17 protein-coding genes and 1 pseudogene are annotated in these 24060 nt (G+C 53.4%); 8 read left to right on the forward strand and 10 right to left on the reverse strand.

Annotated elements, in window-relative coordinates:
* Positions 1-6: 6 nt before the first annotated feature.
* On the reverse strand, positions 7-1830 hold the full coding sequence (locus tag C8K58_RS21740) for a hypothetical protein (RefSeq protein ID WP_108574271.1): 1824 nt from the start codon (positions 1828-1830) through the stop codon (positions 7-9).
* 164 nt (positions 1831-1994) lie between these two features.
* Here C8K58_RS21740 and C8K58_RS21745 point away from each other — a divergent pair, with 164 nt between their 5' ends.
* Positions 1995-2483, forward strand: coding sequence for a TIGR00645 family protein (locus tag C8K58_RS21745; protein ID WP_017253710.1), 489 nt, complete (start codon positions 1995-1997; stop codon positions 2481-2483).
* A gap of 15 nt (positions 2484-2498) precedes the next feature.
* Here the strand turns inward: C8K58_RS21745 and C8K58_RS21750 are convergent, their stop codons facing one another.
* From C8K58_RS21750 to C8K58_RS33135, 5 genes and pseudogenes are all read right to left on the reverse strand, one after another.
* Positions 2499-3938, reverse strand: a complete 1440-nt coding sequence (locus C8K58_RS21750) for a glycosyltransferase family 39 protein (protein ID WP_108574272.1) — start codon at positions 3936-3938, stop codon at positions 2499-2501.
* 150 nt (positions 3939-4088) lie between these two features.
* On the reverse strand, positions 4089-6251 hold the full coding sequence (locus C8K58_RS21755) for a methyl-accepting chemotaxis protein (RefSeq protein WP_027605332.1): 2163 nt from the start codon (positions 6249-6251) through the stop codon (positions 4089-4091).
* A gap of 132 nt (positions 6252-6383) precedes the next feature.
* Complete coding sequence (locus C8K58_RS21760) at positions 6384-7499, reverse strand: HD-GYP domain-containing protein (protein ID WP_108574273.1); 1116 nt, start codon at positions 7497-7499, stop codon at positions 6384-6386.
* Between the two features lie 75 nt (positions 7500-7574).
* Positions 7575-8507 (reverse strand): chemotaxis protein CheV, encoded by a 933-nt coding sequence (locus C8K58_RS21765; protein WP_027605334.1) that lies wholly within the window; start codon positions 8505-8507, stop codon positions 7575-7577.
* A 352-nt stretch (positions 8508-8859) separates the two neighbouring features.
* Positions 8860-8985 (reverse strand): annotated as a pseudogene (locus tag C8K58_RS33135) (DUF6124 family protein); the annotation flags it as partial.
* A gap of 210 nt (positions 8986-9195) precedes the next feature.
* Here C8K58_RS33135 and C8K58_RS21775 point away from each other — a divergent pair.
* The 7 genes from C8K58_RS21775 to C8K58_RS21805 all read left to right on the forward strand — a co-directional run bounded on the left by C8K58_RS21775 (position 9196) and on the right by C8K58_RS21805 (position 18265).
* Positions 9196-10365: an MFS transporter gene (locus C8K58_RS21775; protein ID WP_108574274.1), complete on the forward strand. Its 1170-nt coding sequence runs from the start codon at positions 9196-9198 to the stop codon at positions 10363-10365.
* A 989-nt stretch (positions 10366-11354) separates the two neighbouring features.
* Positions 11355-12272 (forward strand): hypothetical protein, encoded by a 918-nt coding sequence (locus C8K58_RS21780; protein WP_133822137.1) that lies wholly within the window; start codon positions 11355-11357, stop codon positions 12270-12272.
* Between the two features lie 206 nt (positions 12273-12478).
* Complete coding sequence (locus tag C8K58_RS21785) at positions 12479-12676, forward strand: hypothetical protein (protein WP_108574276.1); 198 nt, start codon at positions 12479-12481, stop codon at positions 12674-12676.
* A complete protein-coding gene (locus tag C8K58_RS21790) occupies positions 12673-14736 on the forward strand; it encodes an AAA family ATPase (protein ID WP_158277084.1) in 2064 nt (687 codons plus the stop codon). Before C8K58_RS21785 ends, C8K58_RS21790 begins: the two co-directional genes overlap by 4 nt.
* Complete coding sequence (locus C8K58_RS21795; RefSeq protein ID WP_108574278.1) at positions 14736-16241, forward strand: FtsK/SpoIIIE domain-containing protein; 1506 nt, start codon at positions 14736-14738, stop codon at positions 16239-16241. The genes C8K58_RS21790 and C8K58_RS21795 overlap by 1 nt, the downstream gene beginning before the upstream one ends.
* Positions 16241-17371 (forward strand): AAA family ATPase, encoded by a 1131-nt coding sequence (locus C8K58_RS21800; RefSeq protein ID WP_108574279.1) that lies wholly within the window; start codon positions 16241-16243, stop codon positions 17369-17371. The genes C8K58_RS21795 and C8K58_RS21800 overlap by 1 nt, the downstream gene beginning before the upstream one ends.
* Before the next feature lie 3 nt (positions 17372-17374).
* Entirely contained in the window at positions 17375-18265 is an 891-nt protein-coding gene (locus tag C8K58_RS21805) for a hypothetical protein (protein ID WP_108574280.1), read from the forward strand.
* 321 nt (positions 18266-18586) lie between these two features.
* On the opposite strand, the gene dndE is transcribed toward C8K58_RS21805, so the two are convergent.
* The 4 genes from dndE to dndB are packed head-to-tail and all read right to left on the reverse strand — an operon-like array spanning position 18587 to position 23635.
* Positions 18587-18934, reverse strand: a complete 348-nt coding sequence (gene dndE / locus C8K58_RS21810) for a DNA sulfur modification protein DndE (protein ID WP_108574281.1) — start codon at positions 18932-18934, stop codon at positions 18587-18589.
* The gene (gene dndD, locus C8K58_RS21815) at positions 18934-20928 is read right to left on the reverse strand and encodes a DNA sulfur modification protein DndD (RefSeq protein WP_108574282.1); all 1995 of its coding nucleotides are present in this window, start codon (positions 20926-20928) and stop codon (positions 18934-18936) included. Before dndD ends, dndE begins: the two co-directional genes overlap by 1 nt.
* Entirely contained in the window at positions 20925-22553 is a 1629-nt protein-coding gene (gene dndC / locus C8K58_RS21820; RefSeq protein ID WP_108574283.1) for a DNA phosphorothioation system sulfurtransferase DndC, read from the reverse strand. The genes dndD and dndC overlap by 4 nt, the downstream gene beginning before the upstream one ends.
* Complete coding sequence (gene dndB / locus C8K58_RS21825; protein WP_108574284.1) at positions 22550-23635, reverse strand: DNA sulfur modification protein DndB; 1086 nt, start codon at positions 23633-23635, stop codon at positions 22550-22552. The genes dndC and dndB overlap by 4 nt, the downstream gene beginning before the upstream one ends.
* Positions 23636-24060 lie beyond the last annotated feature (425 nt).

Raw genomic sequence — 24060 nt, forward strand, 5'->3', positions numbered from 1 at the left:
GCGCGGTTATTTGCTCTCGGGTTTGTCCAGCTTGACCTCAAAGCCGTATTGCACGGTACTGAGGTCGGTGCGCTGGTAGCTTTCCAGTGCGGTCGGCTGGCCGTAGAAGTAATGCACGTCAAACAAGGCCGTGCCGTATTCCTCGGCGCGGTGGCTGACGCCGAGGATTTCCTTGAGGTAGTTGCCGCTGGCGTCCTTGGCATAGAAGCGCCAGCTGTCGGCGGGGAATTCCTTTTGGTCGACGATCAGTGCGTTGTCCTTGAGTGATAAACCCTTGGGCAGCTTGGCCGCATCGATGTCGCCTTTCTCGATAGTCGCCAGGAACAGCGGGATCGAACCCACCACAAACGCCGGGTTTTCCGGGAACAGGTTGAGATCGTAGGTGAGGGTGCCGCGGGCCGGGTTCAATTCATACGCCTCGGTCGGCAATTCGATGGGCTCGCCGCGTTCACCTTTCTCATCGGCAGTGAAGAACGTCACCGGTGATTCGCTGCTGTTGCGCTCGCTGCCCACCAGATCGTCATTGAAGGTGAATGGGTGGTCGAACACGATATGGGCGGCGCTGGCGTCTTCGACGGACTGGCTGATGGTGACGCTGTTCTTCAGTTGTTCCTCGGTCAACGAGGCGTCCTTGAGCCAGCTGGCGGCGCCGTCGTCGTACACGGTGACCGGCATGGGCAAGGCTTGTACGGTTTTTTCCAGGCTGTTCTTGTCGAAGCGCAGGACCGGCAGGTCGAGGTCCTTGCGCGTGACCGTGGCCGTGGAGAAATCCAGCATATTGATCTGCAGGGTGTCGATCAGGCCATTGAAATAGACCTTGGCGTAATGGCTGCTCTGCTTGTGTTCGAAGGCTTTCTGCTCATCGACCAGTTGCTTTTCAAACCCATCGGACCAGGCCTTCTGTTTTTGCATCTCGGCCAACTGCTTCTGGTAGAACTCGACTTGCGCGCTGCTTTCGTTGATCGAACCCGAGCGTGTGAGGAATTGTCCGGTGCCGTCCCGTGCCTGTACCAGCAAGGGGTTGGGCGATTCGTCACCCACTTCGGGGGCCAGTGGTTGGCTGTTGGTCAGTTCGATTTCGGCGTAGTTCTTTTCCAGGAGCAGCAGGTTGACGGTGATATTGCCTTCGGTGCGTTTGTGGCCCACGTCCTTTTTCGACAAGTCGAAGGTCAGCACTTTGCCCGGCGCGATCACTTCCACTGCGCCTTTGAGGCGAACGGGTTGCGGCTGGCTTTTGTTTTCCGTCTCGATGCCATCGATAAACGGGTAGGTGACCGTCAGGTCATCCGGGTTGGTCAGGTTGGAGCTGCTGGGGCTCAACTGGATGCCGGGATCGGTTTCCGACCATTCCGGCTGGAACGGCACGACCTTGTTGTTGCTCAAGGTGACGGACTGCCATTCCAGGCCGTGGGGGAAGGGGAACTGGTCCGGCACATTGAAGTTGAACGGGAAGACCGGCTGCAGATCGGTCAGGTAGTCGGAATGTGAGGCTTTGCGCAGTACGAACAAGCCATTGATGTAGGTGTCCACCAGCCCTTGCGGCGTGGGGTAGTGCTTGAGCAGCGCGAGGGTGTCCTCGCCGTATTCGGCCTCGATGGGCTTGGTGGCGAGCTTGACCCGCGCCCGTTCCAGCAGCAGCAGCGAGCCGCCGAGGTCGGCAATGGCGTCGCGCAGTTTCGGATCCTGGATGCTGTCGAGGGACTGCTCGAACTTCGCGGTTTTCTCTTCGAGGGTGGCCTGTTTCTGCTCATCGCTTGGGGAACAGCCGCCGGCCAGCAACAAGGCGGCGCACAGGCCAACGCTGGCCAAAGGGGATCGCACATCCATCATCTGAGTTTTTTCCTGTCCGACGTCATCGAGCCGAGTTATTGGGCTCGACACTAGCAGAAAAATTCTCTTACAGATGCCGCCCAGGTCAGTTTTCTCGTGGTTACAGGTGTCTTATAGCGGCTGGTATACTCGCCGCCATTTCTAGCCATGCTGTGTGAGATCCAATGGAACGCTTTATCGAAAATGCTATGTACGCCTCGCGCTGGCTGCTGGCGCCTATCTATTTCGGCCTGTCCCTCGGGTTGCTGGCGCTGGCGCTGAAATTCTTCCAGGAAGTGATTCACCTGCTGCCGAGCGTGTTCTCGATGGCCGAGTCCGAGCTGATCCTGGTGCTGCTGTCGTTGATCGACATGGCCCTGGTCGGCGGCTTGCTGGTGATGGTGATGATTTCCGGCTACGAGAACTTCGTCTCGCAGCTGGACATCGATGAAAACAAGGAAAAGCTCAACTGGCTGGGCACCATGGACTCTTCGTCGCTGAAGATGAAAGTGGCGGCCTCCATCGTGGCGATTTCCTCCATCCATTTGCTGCGCATCTTCATGGACGCCAAGAACGTCGATCCGCAACACCTGATGTGGTACGTGATCATTCACATGACCTTCGTGATCTCGGCGTTCGCCATGGGTTACCTGGACAAGGTCACCAAGCACTGATGCCCCGCGCTGGCCTTACTGCTCGATGAAGTAGTAGGGCTGGCGGTTGATGGCCATCTCCTTGATCACCGTGACCTTGGTGGTCAAGTCGTTGGTATGGTCCAGCAGTGCGACGTTGCCGGGCTTGGCGGTCAAAAAGCGCTGAAGCTCGGCTTCGGTCTGCAGGATCGGGAGGTAGGCCTGGGTGTAGAACACGCTGGCGCCGGCAATCCGCTCATTGGGCTGAAACAACACCACCTCCTTGCCTTCGGCTTGCAGTGCCTGGATCTGACTGATCAACGGCACGAACGACTGGCGCACGTCGGCTTTGGGCGCGAACCAGAAGGCGGCTATCAGGTAGCAGGCGACGGCCAGGGTGAACACGCCGCCAATCACGCGGCGGTGATAGGCGTACAACGCCGGCTTGTGATCCTTCAGCCATTTCAGCAGCACCCGCACATATTCCGCAGCCAGTACAGCGGCGGCCGGTGTCAGGGCCATCAGGTAAACCGTGCGCTTGCTTGAGGCCAGCGTCAGCAGGGTGAATTGCGCCACCAGCCATACGCTGAAAAACAGGCGGTAGCGGTTACGCACCAGGCTTCTGCGGAAGTGCCACAGCCCCAGGTACACCAGGATGTTCCACGGCAGGAAGGCCTCGGGCAGCTTGGCGATGTAGTAGTAGAACGGCTCGTAATGCCCGGCCTCCACGAACGAGCCGCTGAAGCGCCCGACGCTGTTGGTCCACAGCACTTCGCCCACGGCCTGCATCCCGCCGCGCTGGAACAGGAAGCACAACCAGATCATCAGCGGCACCAATGCCAGCAGGGTGAACAGCGCCGGCTTGAGCCAGTCGGCGAGGCGCAGGCGCCTGTCCATCAGGCTGGTGCTGGCCAGGTACACGAAAATCACGATGCCCGGCATCGCCAGGCCCAGTACGCCTTTGCTCAAGGTGGCGATCACCATGCCGGCGGTAAACAGCGCCCAGGCCCAGGTCGTCGAGCCTTGGCGCTCGGACTCAGGCCGCATCGCCTGGTAGAACGCCAGCAGCGCGGTGGTCACGCCGAGGCTGAGCAGTGAGTCTTCCCCCACGCCGCGCACATTGCTCCAGTAGCTGGCCATGGTCGCCAGGATCAGCGCCGCACTGAAGGCCAATGTTTTCGGGCGCCCGAACCGGCGCAGCATTCCATAGAACAGCATCACGCTGAACAGACCGGCAAATGCCGACGCCAGGCGGACCGCCCCAGGCGTGCCGCCGAACAGGCGAATCGCTCCGGCGTCCAGCCACAGGCTCAGGGGTGGTTTTTCCAGGAAGGGTTCACGAAACAGTTGCGGCACGACCCAGTCATTGTCCAGGTGCATGGCCATGGCGATCCCCGCGACGCGGGCCTCGGTGGAGCCTTGCAGTTCGTGGTTTCCCAGGGCAAAGAAGAACAACAGAGCAGCAAGCAGGAGCAGCAGGGGAGCGGGGCGCGTCATGGAGTCTGGCTACCGAGGCAGAAGGCCGTTCGGGAGAACGGCTCGCAATCGGTGAGTATAGGGAGGCGATTCTTAATATTTCATGAATGGGAGTGGGTTTATAGCGCTGGGCCAGGAGGTTGATGTTCCCTCCTGGCTTCGCGTGAGGCATTACGAGGCTTTGACTTTGAAGCGGCTCAGGCCCTGTTGCATGGAACTGGCCCGTTCCGACAGGTTCTTGGCCGCCACCGCGCATTGTTGGGAGTTGACCTGATTCTGCTGGGTGACTTCATCGATCTGCTCCAGGCCGATGCTCGCCTGCTGCAGGCCGGAAGCCTGTTCACTGGAGGCTTGGTAGATCAACGACACCAGGCTGGACACCGTGCTGGTGCCGCTGACGATATTTCTCAACGAGTCGGCTGTGCGGCCGGCGATGATCATGCCGCGCTGGGTCTTGGTCGAGGAGTCGGCAATCAGCGCGGCGGTTTGCTGGGCGGCTTCGGCGCTGCGGGCGGCGAGGCTCCTGACCTCATCGGCGACCACCGCAAAGCCACGGCCCAGTTCGCCGGCACGGGCGGCCTCGATGGCCGCGTTCAGCGCCAGCAGATTGGTTTGAGCGGCGATGTTGTCGATGGTGGTGATAATGGCCGTGATGTCTTTGCCCGAGTTGTCGATTTCCGCCATGGCGGCGATCAATTCACTCATCAACTTGTCACTTTCCCCGGCGTCGGCGCGGGAGGCCTGGGATTGCTCGTCGGCCTTTTTCGCATTGGCGGCGTTGTCGGTGGTTTGCGCTGCCATCTGGGTCATCACCGCACTGATTTCCGTGATGGACGAGGCAGAATTGGACGCGCCGTCGGACAGCGACTGGCTCAACTCGGTGACCTGCGCGGAACTGCCGGTGATTTGCGTGGCGCTGGCCTGCACCTGGGAAATCAAGGTGTTCAGGTTGCCGACCATTTTTTCCAACGACTTGCCCAGGGTGTCATTGGGCGAGGACAGGCGCACTTCCAGATCCAGGTCCCCTTCGGAAATTCGCTCGGCTACGCGCACCTGGCGTTGCAGGCTTTCCGACATATCGTTCAAGGCAAAGGACAACTGGCCCACTTCATCTTCAGATTTTTGCACCAGCCGGCGCGAGAAATCCCCCAGGCTGATGTTGGCGGCCAGGGCTGCGGCTTCACGAATCGGACCGACGATTTTCGCCGTGGCGAACCACAGCGCCAGCAATGCCAGCAAGGAGATACCCACGCCGACCGAGACCTGCCAGATGCTGCTCTTGACGCCGCGTGACTGCAGTTCCTGCTCCAGGGCAATGGCCTGGCTCATGACCACCGCCTTGGGCAGATGGATCACGATCGCCCAGGGCTTGCCGGTGCGGCCCAGGTTGATCGGCATCTGCACTTCGATTTCCTGTGAGTCCGGGTTGAGCCGACTGTCTCCCTGGCCCTTCTGTACATTGGCCAACACTTTTTCCCATGTGCCGGGCAGCAAGGCTTTCAGCGACTGGCCGATGAGCTCCGGGCGTTTACTATCGGCCACCACCAACCCTTGATTGCTCAGGATCGACACCGAGCCTTTGCCGCCATACAGGTCGGCGGACATTTGTTCGCTGAGTTTCTGGATAAACGAAATGTCGAAGTCTGCACCGACCACGCCGTAGAACTTGCCATTGGCGATGATCGGTACCGACAGCGTGGTCAGCCATACATTTTTGCCCTGCACCACGTAGGGAAGCGGGTCGAGCACGCTTTCTTTCTGGGTGTCCCGCGGGCCGGAATACCAGCCGCCCTTCAACACACCGTTGGGGTGGCGGGCATCGGAATCGTACTCAACCAGCGGTTGCACGGCGATATGGCCGTCTGAACTGCGTGTCCAGTAAGGCGTGAAGCGGCCCGTCAGCGGGTTGTTACCGCCCTCATTGATACGAAAGGCTTGATCCTGGCCGTCCAGCGCATCGGGCTCCCAACATGAATACGTGCCGTTGAAGTCAGGGTTGTCCTTGAGCACGCTGAGCAGCATCGCATTGATCTGCTCGCGGCCCAGGCTCAGCGGGCTCTGGGCACTTTTACTCGCTCCCAGGGTATTAGCCATTGTGCGGGCCGAATCCAAGGCGTTTTGCAGTTTTGCCTGGATGGCATTGGCACGCGCCTCAGCCAGGTTTTGCACTTCGCGGATAGTGGCGCTTTCAATCAGGGTTGAAACTTCAGCACCTACATAGGCCTGGTTGGCGTTCGAGGAATAGAGGCCATACAGCACCAGGCTCGCACAGGAGATAAACAGGCAGAGTCCGGCGGTGAAGCAAATTCGAGTCTGCAGTGAGTTGAATTTCATGATATTTCCTGCCCATGCTAATAGTCGCCAACATCATCGAATGTCGACATTCCGGTACTTTCTTTGCACAAGGCATAGTGTTTTATCATTGGCTGCTTAGGCATATACATGCGGTACAGCGCTGGGTGTTGCTTAGTGCTCTTTGGGCGTCTCTTCATCGAGCCATAAACGGTCGGTGTTTTTAAAACCGTAACGCTGGTGCGGCACCCTCGCGACAATCCGGTCGGGTTGTGCGGGATCACTCAGGTCTATTATTTTCGGCGTTACATAGATATTCAGAACGGGCAGGAAAAACACTTTTATTTTTGGCGTCAATAAAGAATCAGGATGTTGTTCTATGACTACGCCGATACTGCCACTTTTCAATTGAACGATAGAACCGATCGGGTAAATACCCACGGACTTTAAAAACGCACGAAATACCTCGTCATCAAAGTGTCCGTCCCATGTGGACATCTGCTGGATGGCGACGGCGGGGTCCCAGCCCTGGTTGTAGGAACGGTCCGAGGTGATTGCATCGTAGACATCGCATACCGCCGCCATCCGGGCCACCAGGCTGATCTGGTCACCCGCCAACTGATGGGGGTAGCCGGTACCGTCGACTTTTTCGTGGTGATGCAGGCACACATCCACGACCATTTCGCACATCTGCGAGGCCGCCAGCAGGGTTTTCTCCCCCTCCAGTGGATGGGTGCGCACCAACTGCAATTCGTCACTGCTCAACCGGCCAGGCTTGTTGAGGATGGCACCTGGTATGGCCATTTTGCCGATGTCGTGCAGCAACCCGGCCATCCCGACCCGACGAATCAGTGCGGAGGACAGGCCCAATTGATTGCCCAGGGCAATCATCAACGCACACACGGCGACCGAATGCATGTAGGTGTAGTCGTCGATGCTTTTAAGGCGTGCCAGGCTGATAAAGGCATTGGGATGGCGGGCGATCGAGCTCGAAATGTCGTCCACCAGTGCACTGATGTGTTCCAGCTCCAGGGCCCGGCCCATGCGGGCATGGCCGAACATTTCGACAACGGCGGTCTTGGCGCGGCTACAGATTTCCTGTGCGGCGACCAACTCGTCCTGCATGGAGGTGGGGACGACGGCGATGACCGGAGCAGCTGTTGGGGGCTGGGTGGCTGGCGGAGCGCCGCAGCCCAGGGCGCACGGCCCCTCTGAAGGTGCACCGTCCCGCCAGAAGGGCTTTGCCTCGCCGTCAGGCGACTGCAGATTAAGTTCATTGCACTTCAACATGGTATGCCCTCTGTTGATGTTCTTCTTATATGTATCTCATCAGCCTCCCTGGCTTGAGCAGTGTTGTCTTACCTTTCAGATCGGGCTCGCGGCTTTGATACGCGCGACTACGCGGCCTGCCAGGTCATCCGGGCGAAACTTCGCCAGGAAGTCATCGGCTCCGACTTTCTTGACCATGGCCTGGTTGAAACCGCCCGACAGGGAGGTGTGCAGCACGATATGCAACTTGGCCATGCGCGGGTCACCGCGGATTTCGGCGGTCAGGGTATAACCGTCCATTTCCGGCATTTCGATGTCCGAAATCATCATCAGGAATTCCTCATGCGGGTTGCGCCCCTCGTCGAGCATGGCCCGAAGGTAATCCAGCGCCTGGCGCCCATCGTTCAAGGCGACCACCTCGACGCCTACCGTCTCCAGGCAGCGGGTCACCTGTTTACGCGCCACCATCGAGTCGTCCACGGTCAACACACGCAGATGCCTGGCCTGTTGAGTGACCGCGTCATCCACCACGCCGACGGATATTTCCTCGGACGAGGGCGAGATTTCCGTCAGCACCTTTTCCACGTCGATGATTTCGACCAGACGATCATCGGTACGGGTAACGGCCGTCAGGTAATTGTTGTCGCCGCTGCCCTTGGGGGGCGGATGAATGTCTTCCCAGTTCAAATTGACGATGTGTTCAACCGCATACACCAGGAAGCCCTGAACGCGGTTGTTGTACTCCGTAAGTATAATAAAGGCGCTTTCTTTATCCGTGATGCCAGGCAGCCCCGTTGCCATCGCGAGGTCTAGAATAGGAATGCAAGCGCCGCGTATATTGGCAACGCCACAAATGTTGTTATTAGACTTTGGTAGTAGAGATAACTTGGGGCAGCGGATAACTTCCCGAACTTTAAAGACGTTGATTCCGTACAGCTGTTGGTCGTTGAAGCGGAATAGCAATAATTCCAGCCTGTTCTGACCGACCAGTTGTGTACGGCTGTTAACGGATGCCATTACACCTGCCATACACACCCCTTGATTCTGGTTGGAACAGCGTTGATGTCGTAATGACATTAGCATATGTGGGGGAATGTAAAATATATGTGAAATAAAAATAATCGAGGGGTTTATCGTTAAAGCAACAGCGACGCGGATGATTAGCTATTCAGGCGGATGTTTGAAAATAGTTAGTTGGCTAACTTGCTGGTTTGGGAGTTGATAATGATTAAGATTGGAAAATGGCAGGGTGGATGTATGACAACAAAAGGCCGAGACGCTGAATGCGACTCGGCCTTTCTTGTTACTGGAATGCGCGCGCGTCTTGGGTGAGTACCAGCACTCGTTCGAGCATCAGTTCACCTGGCACGATCAATTGTTAGGTGGCCAGTAGCTTGTGACGGTTGGCACCTTCGAACCCGAAGGCCTGGTCGGTGGTCATGGCGTTGAGTGAGGCGAGGGTTTCGCTTGCTTGAATCAGCAGGGGCTCGGGGGACCGGTGCGTAATACATGCTTCACCGCGGGATAGTCGAGCCGGAACAGATGGATCATCGTCGGGTGCTGGAAATTGCTCTACCCTTCCTCGAAAGTCTCTAAGGCATCCAGGCCGACTGGACGCCTCTGGGCACCATCAGTGCGCTGTTCCACAAGCCCGAAGGTGAGCTCTGCCCGTGGTTGTTCGAACACTTTAGCGCTGTCTAGCCAAGGTCGGTCACGAATGGAAAATACCGGTATTGAGTACACCGACAAACAACGCTGGTTTGCGCTCACCAAGATAAACACGCTCTCGGCCCTGTCACAGATCGTGCAGATAGGTACCGTCACTCCGCTGCTGTCGCTTTCGCTGGATCAGCATGGGGTCGAGCCGGCAAAGATCGGGGTGATTGTCAGTGCCTCGTGGTTGGCGATCCTGCTGCTCTACAAATGGGTTCCGCGCTTGCTGGCCCATTTGGGGCTCGTCAGGACGAATATCCTCAGCGCAGCGCTGACGATTGCCGCGCTGATCGGTATGACCTTGACTACCCATTTGGTACTGATTTTTTCGCTGAACTTCGTACTCGGTATTGGCTTGATCCTGCGCTGGATTGCCTGCGATACGTGGATCCTCGCGGTCGCCTCGAAAGACGAGCGCGGCCGGACGATCGGCGTACATGAGACCTTGATGGGCCTGGGTATTGCCGTTGGCCCGCTGCTGTTGGTGGTATTCGGCGTCGGGAGTACCGCGCCTTACTACGCCTGTGCCGTGATCGTGTTGTTATCCGGCGCGCTGGCCTTAACCCTCAAGGGCTACGATACGCGACCGCAAACCCCGGCGGAAAAACGCCATGGCAAGTTATTCAGCGTCATCCCCACGGCGCTGTGTGGTGCGTTTATCGCAGGCTTTTCGGAAACCTCATCCGTATCGTTCCTTGCCGGCTACAGCCTCTCGGCCGGTTATCTATTGACCGCCGCCACCCTGCTGATATCGGTGTTCGGCATTGGAGGCACCGTCCTGCAACTGCCGATCGGCTGGATGGCCGACCGCAGTTCCTACAAGGTCGGTCAATTAATCTGCGGCTTGATACTGTTGCTGGGCACCCTCGCTATTCCGTTCAGCCAGCCGCTCCCTTGGTTGGCGACGATTACCGTGTTCCTCTGGGGGGGCGCCATTGGCGGCATGAACACCCTGGCAGTGATCGAGGCGGGAGACCGGGTGGGCGAACATCAAGTGTCCACCGCCATGACGGCGATTGCGATGTTCTACACCTTGGGTAGCGTATTGGGTCCCATTGCCACGGGCGCCACAGTGTCCTATGCCAGCGAGCATGGGCTGATGATCTCGGTGGGGACAGTCGGTGCGGTTTTCATTGCAATGTTGATGTTGCGTAGAGTTCCTGCATCAGAGTGAATTGCGTCTGTACCTTTTTAGCGCTGTATCCCGGTTGGGCCTCTGCTGGAGATAAATTCGGAGAACGTCGTCTTCACAAGGGCAGGGGGGCTTTCCCAAGACTGGTGCTGGGCAGCCGTGAATACCATTGGGAATACCAAACTGCCTGGAACTCAAAAAGCCTAGAAAGCCTCTCGTGGCCCTGAAATCCCCGTATTTACTAGATTTCAGGCACAAAAAAAGACGTCCGTGGACGTCTTTAGATGTTGAGGTGGTGGGCCGGGGTAATTTGAATTGGTGCTGTATGCAATTGAAATAGTTAACTAATATAAATTTAATTTTCTAGCTGGAATACCAAATGGAATACCGTTCAGCTGAAACCTGCAATGCTCAGGTTTTTAGGATTGCACGTGCCTGTATCACGAAGAAAAACTTGGTGAAGTAATTTTTTTGCCCTGTCGACCGATGCGGTTCTACCTAACATTGCAGTTTGAACCTCCTGGTTAACTCTGAAGAGTAGAAGACGGCCAATTTTGTTGAAAAAGTCGATGTCCCAAACTGCCGGATAAATTGATCGGTGAGCGCACCTTTTAGCGCGCTGCTGCGTGAGTCTCATCCCGAAAATCTCTGCGAAAATTCAGGACTTCAATCTCAGGCGCGTGCTTTCCCGCTCTGGAGAACCGAGGCCGATTTTTTCAACAGAGTCGGCCAAATGTAGCTATTCGTCGAGGGCAGTTTTCGGAGCCGGAGTAAACAATAGAGAAGTCGACGTTCCGCCGCGCGCGCCCGAGGCTTACATCGCAGCGCCAGGTAGCTTTGGTGTAAAGTCGCACCGGCATTGTTCACAGCATGAATGTTTTGTTGGGGCAGGGTGGCAACCCTTACGCCGATATGCGGTAGCTAGCGTAGCTCGTCAACTTAACGAGCGCTAGGATATGAGTTTTTGTTCGGCGATCAGTGCATTATTGATGATCAGCAATGAATCAATACCCGATCGAAAGGGCTTATAAGTGACATTACCTGCCAACAGCGCTCGCCAGCAGCGCTACGCCGCGTTTCAGACGTTCTTGAACTCGGCTACCGAACGCTTCAATGAGCTTTGTAATCGTCATGACGCCGCCATGCAGTTGCGTGATATCTACAGCTTATGTATCGCCCCTGGCGGTCGCGCGGGAGGAAAAAACTCGCGCCAGCTCGAGGTTTTTTTTGGCGCTCGCCCCTACGATCAACAGGAGTGTTTTGATAGCTCCCTGAGGCCTGCGGTGAAGTTGCTCGCCGAACGTGGCGCGACAATGGAATTTGTGCGTGACGATCACGGTCGGGTTCATGTATTGCTTTACCCCGCAGTGACAGAGGGCACGAAGTCTTTAGAGGATGCGATTGAGCTCGGTGTCGTCAATGACCCTGCCGATCTGGCGAAGGAGGTTGTTCTTTCGCGCTATTTCGGCTTGCTTGTGGCTTATATGCAATGTACTTGCCTCGACGGTGCGCCCACATTCAAGGACAACTTGGCGGTGGGCAAACTGCGTCATTTCCGGCGGACCTATGTAGACGGGCGGATTTGCGATTCTTGGATCTGGATCGCGTCCCGGGGAGTGTTCAAGTGGGGAGCGACTGTCGGTTTCAGCGGTATCCTGCTGGCTACCGTACAGTGGGGGTTCTCCAGCGAGGGGCCGATGGCAGTGAAGGTGACGGCAGAGCCGTCCCATACACGACAGCAGCGTAACGACCTTATCAATCTAGGTAGAGAAAATGCATCGCGGCTCGATGCCCTAGAGCGAGTTCTTGGGGATATACGCCAAAGGCTCGATGCGCCTCTGGTCATTTTTCCGCCTCAAACGCCAGCATTAATAAGGTTTGGGTCGTCTGGAATCTCACCCTCGACAGCACCAGTGGGGTTAGTTTTTGATGGAGCTGTGATGCGATAGCCCCTTTCACGGATCTGTTGTTTGAACGCAAGGTTATCGTCATGCGTGGGAAACCACTCAGGCGACTTGCAGCAGAGTCGGTTGCCGTTCATCCTATGCGCAGATTGCCTTTTGGCATCATGCTTTGGCGGCTCTACTTCATAACACGTGTCACGCCGTTTCAAAGGGATTTCCATCAGTTCTGACATGGTGATTAGGGGGGCGGGATGACCGGTGAGAGCAAGGACCGCGAGCTAATCGCTGAAGCGGCTGCGGAGTTTGGCGTTGACCCAGATGTGCTTGCAGAGCTGCTTGGGCTAGCCGAAAAATTTACCACCTTTTCCACTTACGGTGCGAAGGCAGAATTCTCTCGCCATGTTGGTCATATCCTTGACCAGGCAGCCTTAAGGCAGAGTAAATCGTGAGCGATCCTATTGAGTTCACTTCGCTGGAAGTCGAAAATATCTTCGCATACGAAGGGCTCAGCCAAATTGATTTAAGCGGTTGCACCGCTGAACGCAACATGGTCGTTATTTCCGGACGCAATGGTGCTGGCAAGACGAGCCTGCTGAATGCGATCAAACTCTTGTTTCTAGGATCTGATAACGAAGAGATTCGCAGGGTAGGCTTTGGTGGGGCTCCATTAAGCGCAAAGCAATTTGTTCTAGGCCAGCCGGGCCGTTGGTATGGTGTATTCAACAAAGGGGCACGCGATGCCGACGATCATGCACGTGCAATGCTTTGTTGGACTCAAGGAACGCTGAAAGTAAAGATCGAACGTATCTTCTCCAGGTCCAACACAACCGCAGGATTTGAAGAGCGGCTGATCGTCAGTCGAGGTGCAGAGCAACTCGCCCCTGAAGAGGCCGAGTCATTCCTCTCAGGCTTGGCTCCTAGCGAAATTGTGCCTTTCTACTTCTTTGACGGCGAGCAAGTCCAATCGTTTGCAGATGCAGAGGAGGGGCGGGAGCGTGCCGAGATAGAGCGCTTGCTGAAGCTTTCCTTCATCGGAGACATTCTTCGCGAATTGGAGGGGTATGGTAAAAGCAAACGCCGTTCAGGTTTGCCGGCGGATGCTCAAAGTCAGGTTGTACAAGCAGAGAATGAACTTCGCTCGGCCGAGGCCCAGATTGAGTTGCTTCAACGTTCACGGGTGGACATTGAAGCCGAGTACTCCGATTTAGATCGTAGGCGGACACGTCTTGACGATCAACGCAACGCATTGCGTACCGGAATATCCGAGTCAGACCGTCGTCGTATGGTCAACAGGATAGAAGTTATAAGTTCCCAGAGCGAAAAGCTAGATGCGGAACTCTCCGAACTGCTTGCACCAGAGGCTCCGTGGCTAACTAACCTTTCGGCGGTCCGAGACGCCTATAACTTGTTGGATGATCAGTTTTCGTCCAGCACGGATTTATCTTTGTCCGCAAAGCTTCATGGAGAGCTGCCGGAAGCCCTAAAAGGTAGCTTGGCCCATTTAAGTCCTCCGGTCATGCTGACAAATTCACAATACGAAAATTTTTCTTTGGATATTAAAGAAGCGCTGGTGCGGCGAGGGCTTGCGGTCGGTGCACATGTGAGCCCCCTGCTTGCTGCGTTGAGTCCTCGCCAAGCAAAGGTCCTTCGTGATCGGTACTTAGTATGGACGGAGCGAGGTCCAAGCCTGGTGTCATCTCATGTCGAGAAGCTTCGCCTTCTGAGGCAACTCGCTCAAGAAACTGAGCAAGCACAGCGAGATCTGGATGAAGCCGAGCTCACCAGTGATGAAGCCAGGCATCAGTTTGATTCGTTGAGTAAAACGATCTCAGACCTCGATCAGCAGATTCGAGACTTCACTGAAAGGCTTGCCGAACTTAGGGTTAAGGAGCGGCAGACTTTGGAAATCGCAGAGCAAGCCAAGCAGCGCATTCGCCAGTGCGAACAAAAGTATGAATCAGTGACAAAAGAGAACCAAGCCTATCAATTGAGTGTAAAGGTCAGGCGTGCCCTCGAGGCATACCGCGATAGGCGAAGGACATACATCCGCCAATCGGTGGAGGAGCATCTGAATGAAAGGATTGGAATCCTTCTGGCACCTAGTCAACTGATCAAATCAGTAACTCTCGATGACTTGTTCGCGATGAAATACTTCGATGAGCAACTCGAGGAGGTAGCACGTAGGAGCATCTCTGCAGGCATGCGACAGCTAGTTGCTATGGGAATGCTTTGGGCTCTAAGGGACGAGGCGGGTCGGGATCTGCCCGTGGTGATCGACACTCCCTTGGGAAGAATTGATCGAGAAAATCGAGCTTTGCTTATGAGCGAGTACTTCCCAAAGGCCGGAAGGCCACTTTTACTGCTGCCAACTAATAGTGAAATGGACGAAGACGTTCTTTGTCACTTAGGCGAGCGTATTCGACGTCGTTACGAGATTAAAAATGATGGTGGGACGCGAGCAAGGATCGAAGAGATCGATAGGGCGCGCTATAACGGGATTTCAAGCTGATGATTAGCCTGTACTTCTCACCTGATGAAAAGTCTTTTTTTGAAACCGTTCTGCGTGACGGGCTACATCAACCTAGCGGTCACTACTGGTGGGTTGTCCGTTTCGCGATCGCTCAATCATTGAAGATTGGGGGGGAACCGGATGAGAGGTATGGCCCTCCATCCACAAAGAAAGGGGATCGTGGCAGTGAGCTCAGTATCGAGCAGATTACGGGCATGGGAAAAGAAGAAAGCCAAAATTACGATGATGCGCTCAGGATTCTTTTGGGTGTGATTCATGATGAAGAGCTGTTCGACAACAATCGGCGCTACGTCGAGCTTGTACAGCGACACGCTCGTCGTGGCCTAGAGTTCATGCGAGGTGCTTGGACGCCAGCTCGCAGTTTCTACGATTATCTTCTAGACGAGCTATACGTTAATGCCGAGCGTGCCGAGCATGCGCCGGAAGTAGCTGATGGCCTGAGCGTCTTGGATTTTGCAACCTTGACGCAGGGATTGAAGCAGTTGGGCATTGCTGCTACAGCGGCTGCCGATGTTCAAGAAGGGCCTAGACTGTCGCGTTTTCAGTTGACGTTGGCCGGAGTTGAGGATTACGAGCGCTTGAAACGTGGCCTAGATGATTTGGCATTTGCAATGGGCTTGGGTAATACAGGGATCGGGTTATCCAAGGACTTCGGTGAGCGGCGTGTGATACTGGATGTTCCCAGACCAGGTGCGTTATGGCATGAAGTTGCTTGGCAGTCCATTGGAAAGGCCCTAGTCAATCGCGCCGAAGCCATGCCTGTGTCGCCGGGCGTCGATGTACTGGGGCAGCCGATTATTTTCGATCTCGCAGAGGCGCCGCATCTATTCGTTGCCGGAGCTACTGGTAGCGGTAAAAGTGTATGTCTGAATGCTCTTTTGCTTTCCCTGGTGATTTCTGCTCGCCCCCCCGAACTTTTGATGATCGATCCCAAGGGCGTCGACTTCAGCGATTTCAACAGCTATTCCCGCCTGAGAACAGGCTCGGTTATTACGGACATGGGGCAAGGTATCGAAGCCTTGCGCGGGGTTGTAGTGGAAATGGAAGAGCGTCAGGAGCTGCTACGCCGAAACAATGTCCGGAACATCACGGAGGCCCAGGCACTAGGTGTTCCCATGGAACGGCTAGTAGTGGTGATCGATGAACTAGCTGACTTTATGTTGGGCAGAACAGGTGCTGAAGAACCGCTGGTCCGTCTTGCACAGAAGGCTCGTGCGACAGGCATCCATTTGGTGCTGGCTACTCAGCGTCCGGAAGCGGCAACTTTTTCTGGTCTGCTCCGCGCAAACGTTCCTGCGCGCATTGCCCTGACGGTTCAGAAAGCTACAGATTCGCGCATCATCCTCGACGAAGGAGGCGCGGAGAAGCTGCTTATGCGTGGCGACATGCTAATCAAACTTTCCGGACGCGCCACCATGCGCGCTCACGGCGTAAAGGTCAGCCCTTCGGAGGTCAAGGCCGCATTATCGACAAGGAGTAAGTAATGGCCATGAAGTTGAGACCCACCCGATTTGAATTGTTGGAATTAACCCTGCTAGACCTGGGCGCCCTCCGGGGGCAAAAGTCGTTCTTATTAAGAGACGGACAGGGGCAGGCGACGAATATTTTCATGATCATGGGCACCAATGGGGCCGGTAAGACCACTGTCTTAGAGTCAATTTATGCCGGAATGCGTTTGCTGGACGCACGTGAACATGTCGGTACAGGGATTGATGACATTGATCGTAACGATGGAGGATTGCAGCTTGATGCTCGAGTTACGCTCGATGATGGTGCGCGATCTAAGATCTATCTCCTTTCAATTTTTGTAGGTCGCCCCGGGCTGCTGAAGCGCTGGACGACCGAAGCTCTAGAAGGGGTGGGCGTTGAACAACAGATTTTCTTGTCGTTCAAAAATCGCGTCAACGGCCCTGGATTGGAGCGTAGCTCGGAATCTGATCCAGAAGCATTAGCCTTTTCTGAGGCGATACTCGAGCGCGCTGGCGAGCCGCCAGCAGCACTATTTGACTCGGCCAACGGATATCCATCGGTACTTTATTTCCCATCTGATCGCGGCATCCGCAGACCACCTGAGGGAGAAAGAGCGGTCACGCGCCCAAGCGGCTTGTCATATCGAGCTGCGCACCGTTTTGGTGCCGATGGGGAAAGGTGGGATGCATCAATTGATAATCTTTTTGTCTGGTTTGCCTGGCTTGCCGATGGTCGGGAAGAAGAGTGCCGGGAGTTGGTCAACCGGCTGATTTTCAGAGGGGCAAAGAGACTAGGGGCAGTAGATCGGCCCACGCTGTCCGTTCCAGTGGAAGTGGAATCTGGCGTGCACCGCATCGATCAGCTTAGCAGTGGCGAACGCCAACTAGTGCAGCTCATCGTTCGTATTGCTAGTCATATGACCGGCTCGACGATTGTGCTTATCGATGAAACCGAACAGCATCTACATCTAGTCATGCGTCGTCGGCTGATGAAGTTGATAAAGCAGTGGGCGCAGGAGCATCCAGGCCTTTCGTTCGTACTGACCTCTCACCAGGTCGACTCGTTGCGAGTCTTGGCTCCCAAACTTGTTGAGCCCGGGCTTGTTAAGGGCGGTGCTCTGCTCAAACCAAAACTTAAGGCGTAGAGCATGCCTATTGAACTCCAGTCATTTGATGAGTTTGATTCCATTGAACAGATTGAGGCGCATCAATCTTGCCTGATCCGAGTAGTGTTGGAGGGCAGGGATGATGTCGATTTATTCTATCGTTTCTGGTTCGTGTCGATGCTTGACTCGTTCGAGTTTGTTGAGGCACGCAGCATCGTCGTTGGTGGTGGCTGTACGAGCGTTCAGACGGCAGTGGACCACAGCATCAACGTAGATGGTGTTCCCACAATTGGCATTGTTGATCGCGACGTTTTTTTTCGTGAGCATAATTGGGCGGCTCTGTATCAGTTCGAGAACGAGGCGTTAACGCAACATACGGCCAACGGGAGTGTGCATGTATCCTCACGCTGGGAGATTGAGGCTTATCTGCTCGACCATGATTTGCTCGGTCGATGGATTGAGGCCTGTCACCGCAAGCCGCCGGGGTCGCAGGTTGAGGTTGATTCAGCGCTGGCTAAGACGCTTGCAGACTGCGATCTTTTACTTGAAGCCGCTCCCTTTTTTGCCGCCAGTCACCGCGCGGGAGTTAAGATCCCGGCAGGATTCATGTGTAGCCTCGCCGATCCTGTTGTCCGAGCCGGTATCGCGCAAAAGCTGCAGGCACTGGATCAAGAGAGCCACAACGTGGCGACTGAGGTCACTGCATTGATTAACTTGATCAAGCAGCACCTACCTACTGATCCAGCCGAACAGTTACCAATCTACCTGCGTTATGTGGATACCAAGCGTCTTTTGCAGCGCCTCACGCATACCCTTACTTTGAGGGATGAGTCAAAATGGACGCTTTCTACTTTTCAGGGAGCGCTTGGGCGTCGACCGCAAGAATTTGAAAACGTACTGGAGCAAGCTAAGCACCACCTTTCGGTTTACTAAGTTTATGGTGGCTGAAGACTTGGCAAGCTCTTAGAGTTGATGTGAAGGTTTACTGAGAGACTTTTTTTGGAGATCGCCAGAGTATCCAGCTGTCTGCCGATGAAACGGCTCTTCTGAAACGTGTACGTTTTAGTGAGCCAGCCCCGAAGAGTGGGGAACCTCGGAATATGCAAGAGACTAAAAGCCAACCAATTGCTACTTTACGGACACGCTAAAGCAGCACTAATCAATAATTTTCAAGGGCGTTTCAGTGTGTGTTTCCACGGCATCTGAGCGTTCTGCTTTGCCTGCCCCTTTGACTAACAAAGGGGCAGGAGCGTCTTAAAGAGCTGCTGCGAAAGACAATAAGCTTTTATGGTTGCGCAAAGCTGCAATACCATCTTCGACATGTGCTGCCCAAGCTTTCATAAGGTCGCGACTGTCCAGTATTGGATACTTCATTTTCAACACTAGCTCCGTTATCGAGGCGGTGTCGCCAAGCCAGGTCACCTTGTCTAGCACTAGCGTGCCATCCAACTTTTTTATTTCATTTTTGTAGAGGAAATCTGACTCAACAGATCGAAAAAAAGCGATTCTCGCTGTAACGTTCGGTGTCAAACCAGTTTGGCTTTTGAGGCGTTTAAGATGATCTTCTGTCTGGCGATCAAGCTGCATTCGGTTAGGTAACATTAGTTCAGGCCTCCTGCGTAGGACCAAAAATAGCCTGGCAAAATGCGTGTGGACAGATTGTTGCTGTCAAACTCGATTTGATAGGAGTGTGACACATACGATGAAAGATGTTTGCTGAAGTAGGTTTCTCCCACTTCGGTGTCTGTTGATAACAGAATCACCTGGTGGCTCGCAAACGGGAAGTAGTTGTCTACAAGATTTTGACGGTGGACCGAATCTAGGCGGCCTAGTGGGGTGTCAATTATAACGGGTAGTTGTCTTCCCGATGTTTTTGCAAGTGCGTCTAAGACCGCCACTGCATAAATCTGTTTTTCACCGGCAGAGAGCGCTTTACGGTTCAGAACGTTTTTTTGCTGATCGATCAATTCTACATCGAAGGTGTCTGGGCTTATGCGCGCCGTTATTTTAAGATCATCCTTACGCGCCAAGCGGCTGTAGGCATCAGAAAAGTTTTTCTCTAGCTTTTTGACTCTGGCAGCGGTGAGCGCTTCGGCATAATCCTTAAGCATTGAAATCGTGACGGATGCATTGGAGACTGCAGTCGTTGTGCCATGATTTGAACGTACGCTGTCATGCAGCTTTCGGATTTTTCGCTCGCAATCGAGTTGCTTCACTATTGTAAGCTTGATATTTTTTAGGAGATGCTCGTATTCGTCGTATGCGGTTGCGCGTTTTTTATCAAGATCTCTTATTTTTGTAAATAAGTTAAGCAGTTGTTGGTCGTCGGGCGCACGCTCAATATTTCTAGCGCCATCTTCAAGAGCTCGCTCAATTTCAGCGAGTCGATCTTTAGCGATATGAAATCGATCCCAGGACTGTTTTGCTTCATGAGTGATTGCGTGATTTATTATGCCTGTCTCACGGTCTGATATATCTAGCAGTATCTCTGTAGAAGGTTTAGAAGAAAAATAATTGTTTAGCTGCGACTCCATCATTTCTTTAATAGTGGTTTGTATTTTTTCAGGTGATGATTTCAAACCTTCTTTGAATTTTTCTAAAAAAAGTCCGAGCTGTTCTGAGAAGTTTGTAACGCTCTTTGATTCACTTTCGCCGTCTAACTGGCGTAGCAGGGTTCTCATTGTTTTGGGAGCAAGGCCGTAGGCAAGTGAGCCTTCGCACTCATGTCGAAGATTTCTTTCTAGTACAGCTTTCTCTTTCAAGAGTTCTTCAATCACCAACTGCTCTTGATTTTTGCTCAGCGCGAAAGCCCCCCCTTGGGCTGCTAAGGTGCCTTCAAGTTTTCTTATGTCGCCAGCGATAAAATCTAGACGGTTCTTTGCTAGGTCGGCAGAGAAACGAAACTGCTCAATACTCAAACGCAATCGGTCGCATTCGGCCTCAAGTTCGGACAGCTTAAGTTGTTCGGTTTCTTCTAATTGAAGTGAATTTTGCCGCTTTATGAATATGCTTAAGTCGGTGATTAATCGCTCGATGACATCCAGCCCTAAGAGTCGCTTAACTGCTGTTTTGAGAAGTTGTCCGGATGAGTCCTCTGCCAAAGCCGATATTTTTTCGCCATCGAAAAAAAACAGATCGGCAATGCCGGGTGGAATTAGCTCATTCAAAAAACCTTGACACTGCTCGTAATTAAGCTCCTTCAAAGGCACGCCGTTTTGCTGTAAAGCTAAACGGTCGGCGGCGTCACGCTTCCAGCTTCTGACGACAGTGAACTCTGATTCTTCACCATCTTTATTGTATGTGAAAGTTAGCTCGACGTTGGCTTCAGCGGGGCTAGAGGTTCCATCCGCACGGTGGTTGATCAGGGCAGATATGTGGGCGAGGTAATCTCGGGTTTGATGAATTCCATCAAATGCCAGCCTGCCATGAAGCGCAAACCTTATGGCCGTTAAGATTGAAGTTTTTCCAGCGCCATTAAGACCCCCAATCAGAACAATAGGTTTCTGATGTTGGGAGTTGTTTTGCGGGGTCAGGTGAATTTCATGGGTGCCATGAAAAACACGAAAATTGTGGAGTACTAGCTTCTTAATGATCATTGAACAAGGTCTTCATGTCGCGAGCTTTTGGTTTTTTCGACTTCAACAATCTGCTCGGAAATCATTTTTAAATCATTTTCCAAGCGTAAAATAGTATCAGTATGAATATCGCGTTCGTGTCGTTTTTGAAGCGCGGTATTGTGCTGCTCGATTACTTCAAGTGACCCCCAATCTTGTTTAAGGATGGTGCTAATTTTTTCAAAAATACCCTGGCGACGCCCCAAGCCTTCCATGGAGATTTCCAGCTCAATTAGTTTCATCACCATCTCTGGTTCTACATCGTATATCGAAGACACCTCGTTGAGGAGTGTGGCATCGTAAGCATCAAATCGACTCTGGTCATCAATAACCCAATCTAAATCGAATCCATATACCCTGCGGTATATTTCGGGAAGTTCATCTTTCCAGTCAGGCTCGTTCGGATCTCTGAGCCACTGTTGACGAATAATGTGGAGTTCTGGCTCAGATATGAGCTTTATGGTATGTCCACCTTGGTTGATATCTCTTTCAAGCTCAAGTAACTCTTGGAGCCAGATTTTTCGATACTTTAACCAGTAAGGCCCTGGTACATGCTTTCGTGTTTCATGAACGTCAGCACCCTCTTTTGCGTACTGATAGGTCACTTTGCCCGTTCTCCGCTTGTAATTGCGAAAGACGTCTTTTTGATTCGGATCGCTGGTATTCGCCAACACATCTCTGAACTTCAAAAGCGGTAGCATCCAATCTTCGCCGTTTTGGATAAGGCTTTCCATCGCACGGTCTTTGGTGACGACGGTACATGTCCAGCAGCCAAAGCGAGAGTTTCCACACGAAGGAGTGCTTTCGTCGATAACTAGGGGGCACTCGCCTTGACCAGACGAGTGCATATAAAGCGTCCATAACTGGCGATTGCTTCCACCCCAAGGATTTTCCCACTCCTCAATATCGAGGCCAGCGTATCGAAAAGCTCCTCGAAGTAGCTTCCATACGTCTTCAGTGTCCCAAGTATCAATCGGTGTATAGATGAAAGCGTTAGCTAAGGTGGTATGACGCGCTAGCCTCGTACCGTCAATCTTGTGCTTAGCGATCACTTGAGCTCGAGACGCGCTTTCACTGCTGCGGGCACCAAGCAATACAACGACTTCCTCAAATTGACTGACTTTTTCCTTAATGAACTCACTTACTGGGTTTATTTTCATTCGCTCGGTGCACCAGCGAAAACTTCTGCTTGGCGCAGGGTAACCTTTGCCTAGTAGGTTGACCCAGAATGTTTCTGAAGTCTTTGGTGTCACGGCGTGTTGAGTGATAGGTAGCCCGTCTCGCCGAGCGCCTTTCTCTATTAACTGCATGCTTTCAAGGATAAGGTCGACCACTACCGGCGTTTCTACGAGGGTATCCGAACACACTAAGAATACGTGTTTTTTTCGATCTTCTGGCTTTAGTCCGAGTAATGCCAGATAGACCAAAGTAATTACAGCCGAGGAATCTTTTCCGCCGCTATATCCAATGATCCATGGGCGAGTGTCGGAGCAATAGATGCGTTGAACTTCAGCAACATAATCTGCCAAAGGTTTGCCTGCAAAGATCTCGTTATTAATAAATTCTTCGTAATCAGCAAGGTCGAAATTTTGGTTAAGGTTACTCATTGCGGTAAAACCTGTTGTTCGAGCACGACTTCATCCGGCGTCAGAGGAAGCTGCAACGCTTTTTTAAGAGCGTTGCATGTTAATTGAATGGAAGCTGTCGATTTGCTTAGTTTTCCATGGGACATAGTGCGACGCAACCACTCCGGATTAGTTTTACTCCAGTCTATACCTCTAAGGTTCTGGAGTTTGTTTTCCCAAGTGTCAGGGCAAGCAAGAATTAAGTGTTTGCCCAAAAGCCCTAGTGCGTGTAAGCCAACGCCATGCGCATGAATATACTCTAAGCGCAGTTGAGTCGGTGACACTTCCTTTTTTATGGCCATCTGCCAGTCTGGCATGCACTTGTATAAAGCTTCCCAGTACTTTTTGGCTAACTCCGACTCTGATGCGCTGTAGCTGTCACGGTTGCCTTTGCTCAATAGGGCGCGAGTGGCCTGTTTAATACTACTTAAGGTGAACAATTTATTGGATCTGACAGCTACATTGGATCTCTCCATCTCCGTCAGGCCAATGAAGGGGCATATTGTGGTTGCTAAACTGCGTGCGAGTTCTGACTCAGGATCTCTATGGTCGTATAGCGTGGCCAGTGACGGACTGGGTTTGACTGCGTATTTATTGAGGTCAGCAAACATTTGCTGGCTACGTCTAAGCCCTTCATCGACGAAGAAAAGTACCGGTATATTGTCTTGCCCTAGCTCGGGCCGTTCTTCAAGAGCTTCCTCTATGGCTTTTCGGCGATGTTGACCATCATTGATGAGGATCTGTGCGTCCATAGGAACCCTAAGGGTGCCGAGGTTATAAGAGCCGGCATGTTCTTCAAATTCCACGTCGACAGCAATCGACGCCGTTAGCGCTGAGAAGACGTAATCCTTGGGGTTGTCTAGCAAGTACCGTACCATTTCAGGGATTCGTGCTTTGTTGATGATGCGCTGAGCTCGTAGCTCGGGCGGAACCTCGGACTCATCAAAGCTAAAAATTTTAGGAATGATCCTTAACGGGCAGGTCGCAATGTAGAAAGGGCGACCTGCTTGCATGCCCCTTACAGCGGGGAAAGAATAGCAATAATTAGCGGTAAGTGAGGTCATAGCTCATTACAGTTTGCGAAAAATGTCCCCGAATTATGACGTTTTTTTTAGCGCTTTTAAACGTATTTTACCGTGTGTATGTCATTTTTTGACGTACATACCAAGCTTCTGCCCGTAGGGGCCGGGCGAACGCGCACCACTTCAGGGGCTAATAATTAAACAGGTTCGGCCTGAAGCGGGGTGAGGCAATTTAGGCTGGAAGCACTCACGCGCAGGTCTTCGGTTTCATCCCAATACCCGCATGACTGCGCCATCACCGGGCCAGCGTCAGCGGTGTTGTCCGTTACAGACGGAGGTGCTGCAACGGGCCGGCGCAATGAGCCCCTGGTTCATTACAGCGAACTGGACGGCGTAAGCATGCATCAAGCTGGCTTGGGTAATGTGGGTATGGTTTACTTGATGCATCGAGTGGGATGGTTCCAAAG

The organism is Pseudomonas sp. GV047, assembly GCF_003058245.1.
Classification (GTDB): domain Bacteria; phylum Pseudomonadota; class Gammaproteobacteria; order Pseudomonadales; family Pseudomonadaceae; genus Aquipseudomonas; species Aquipseudomonas marginalis.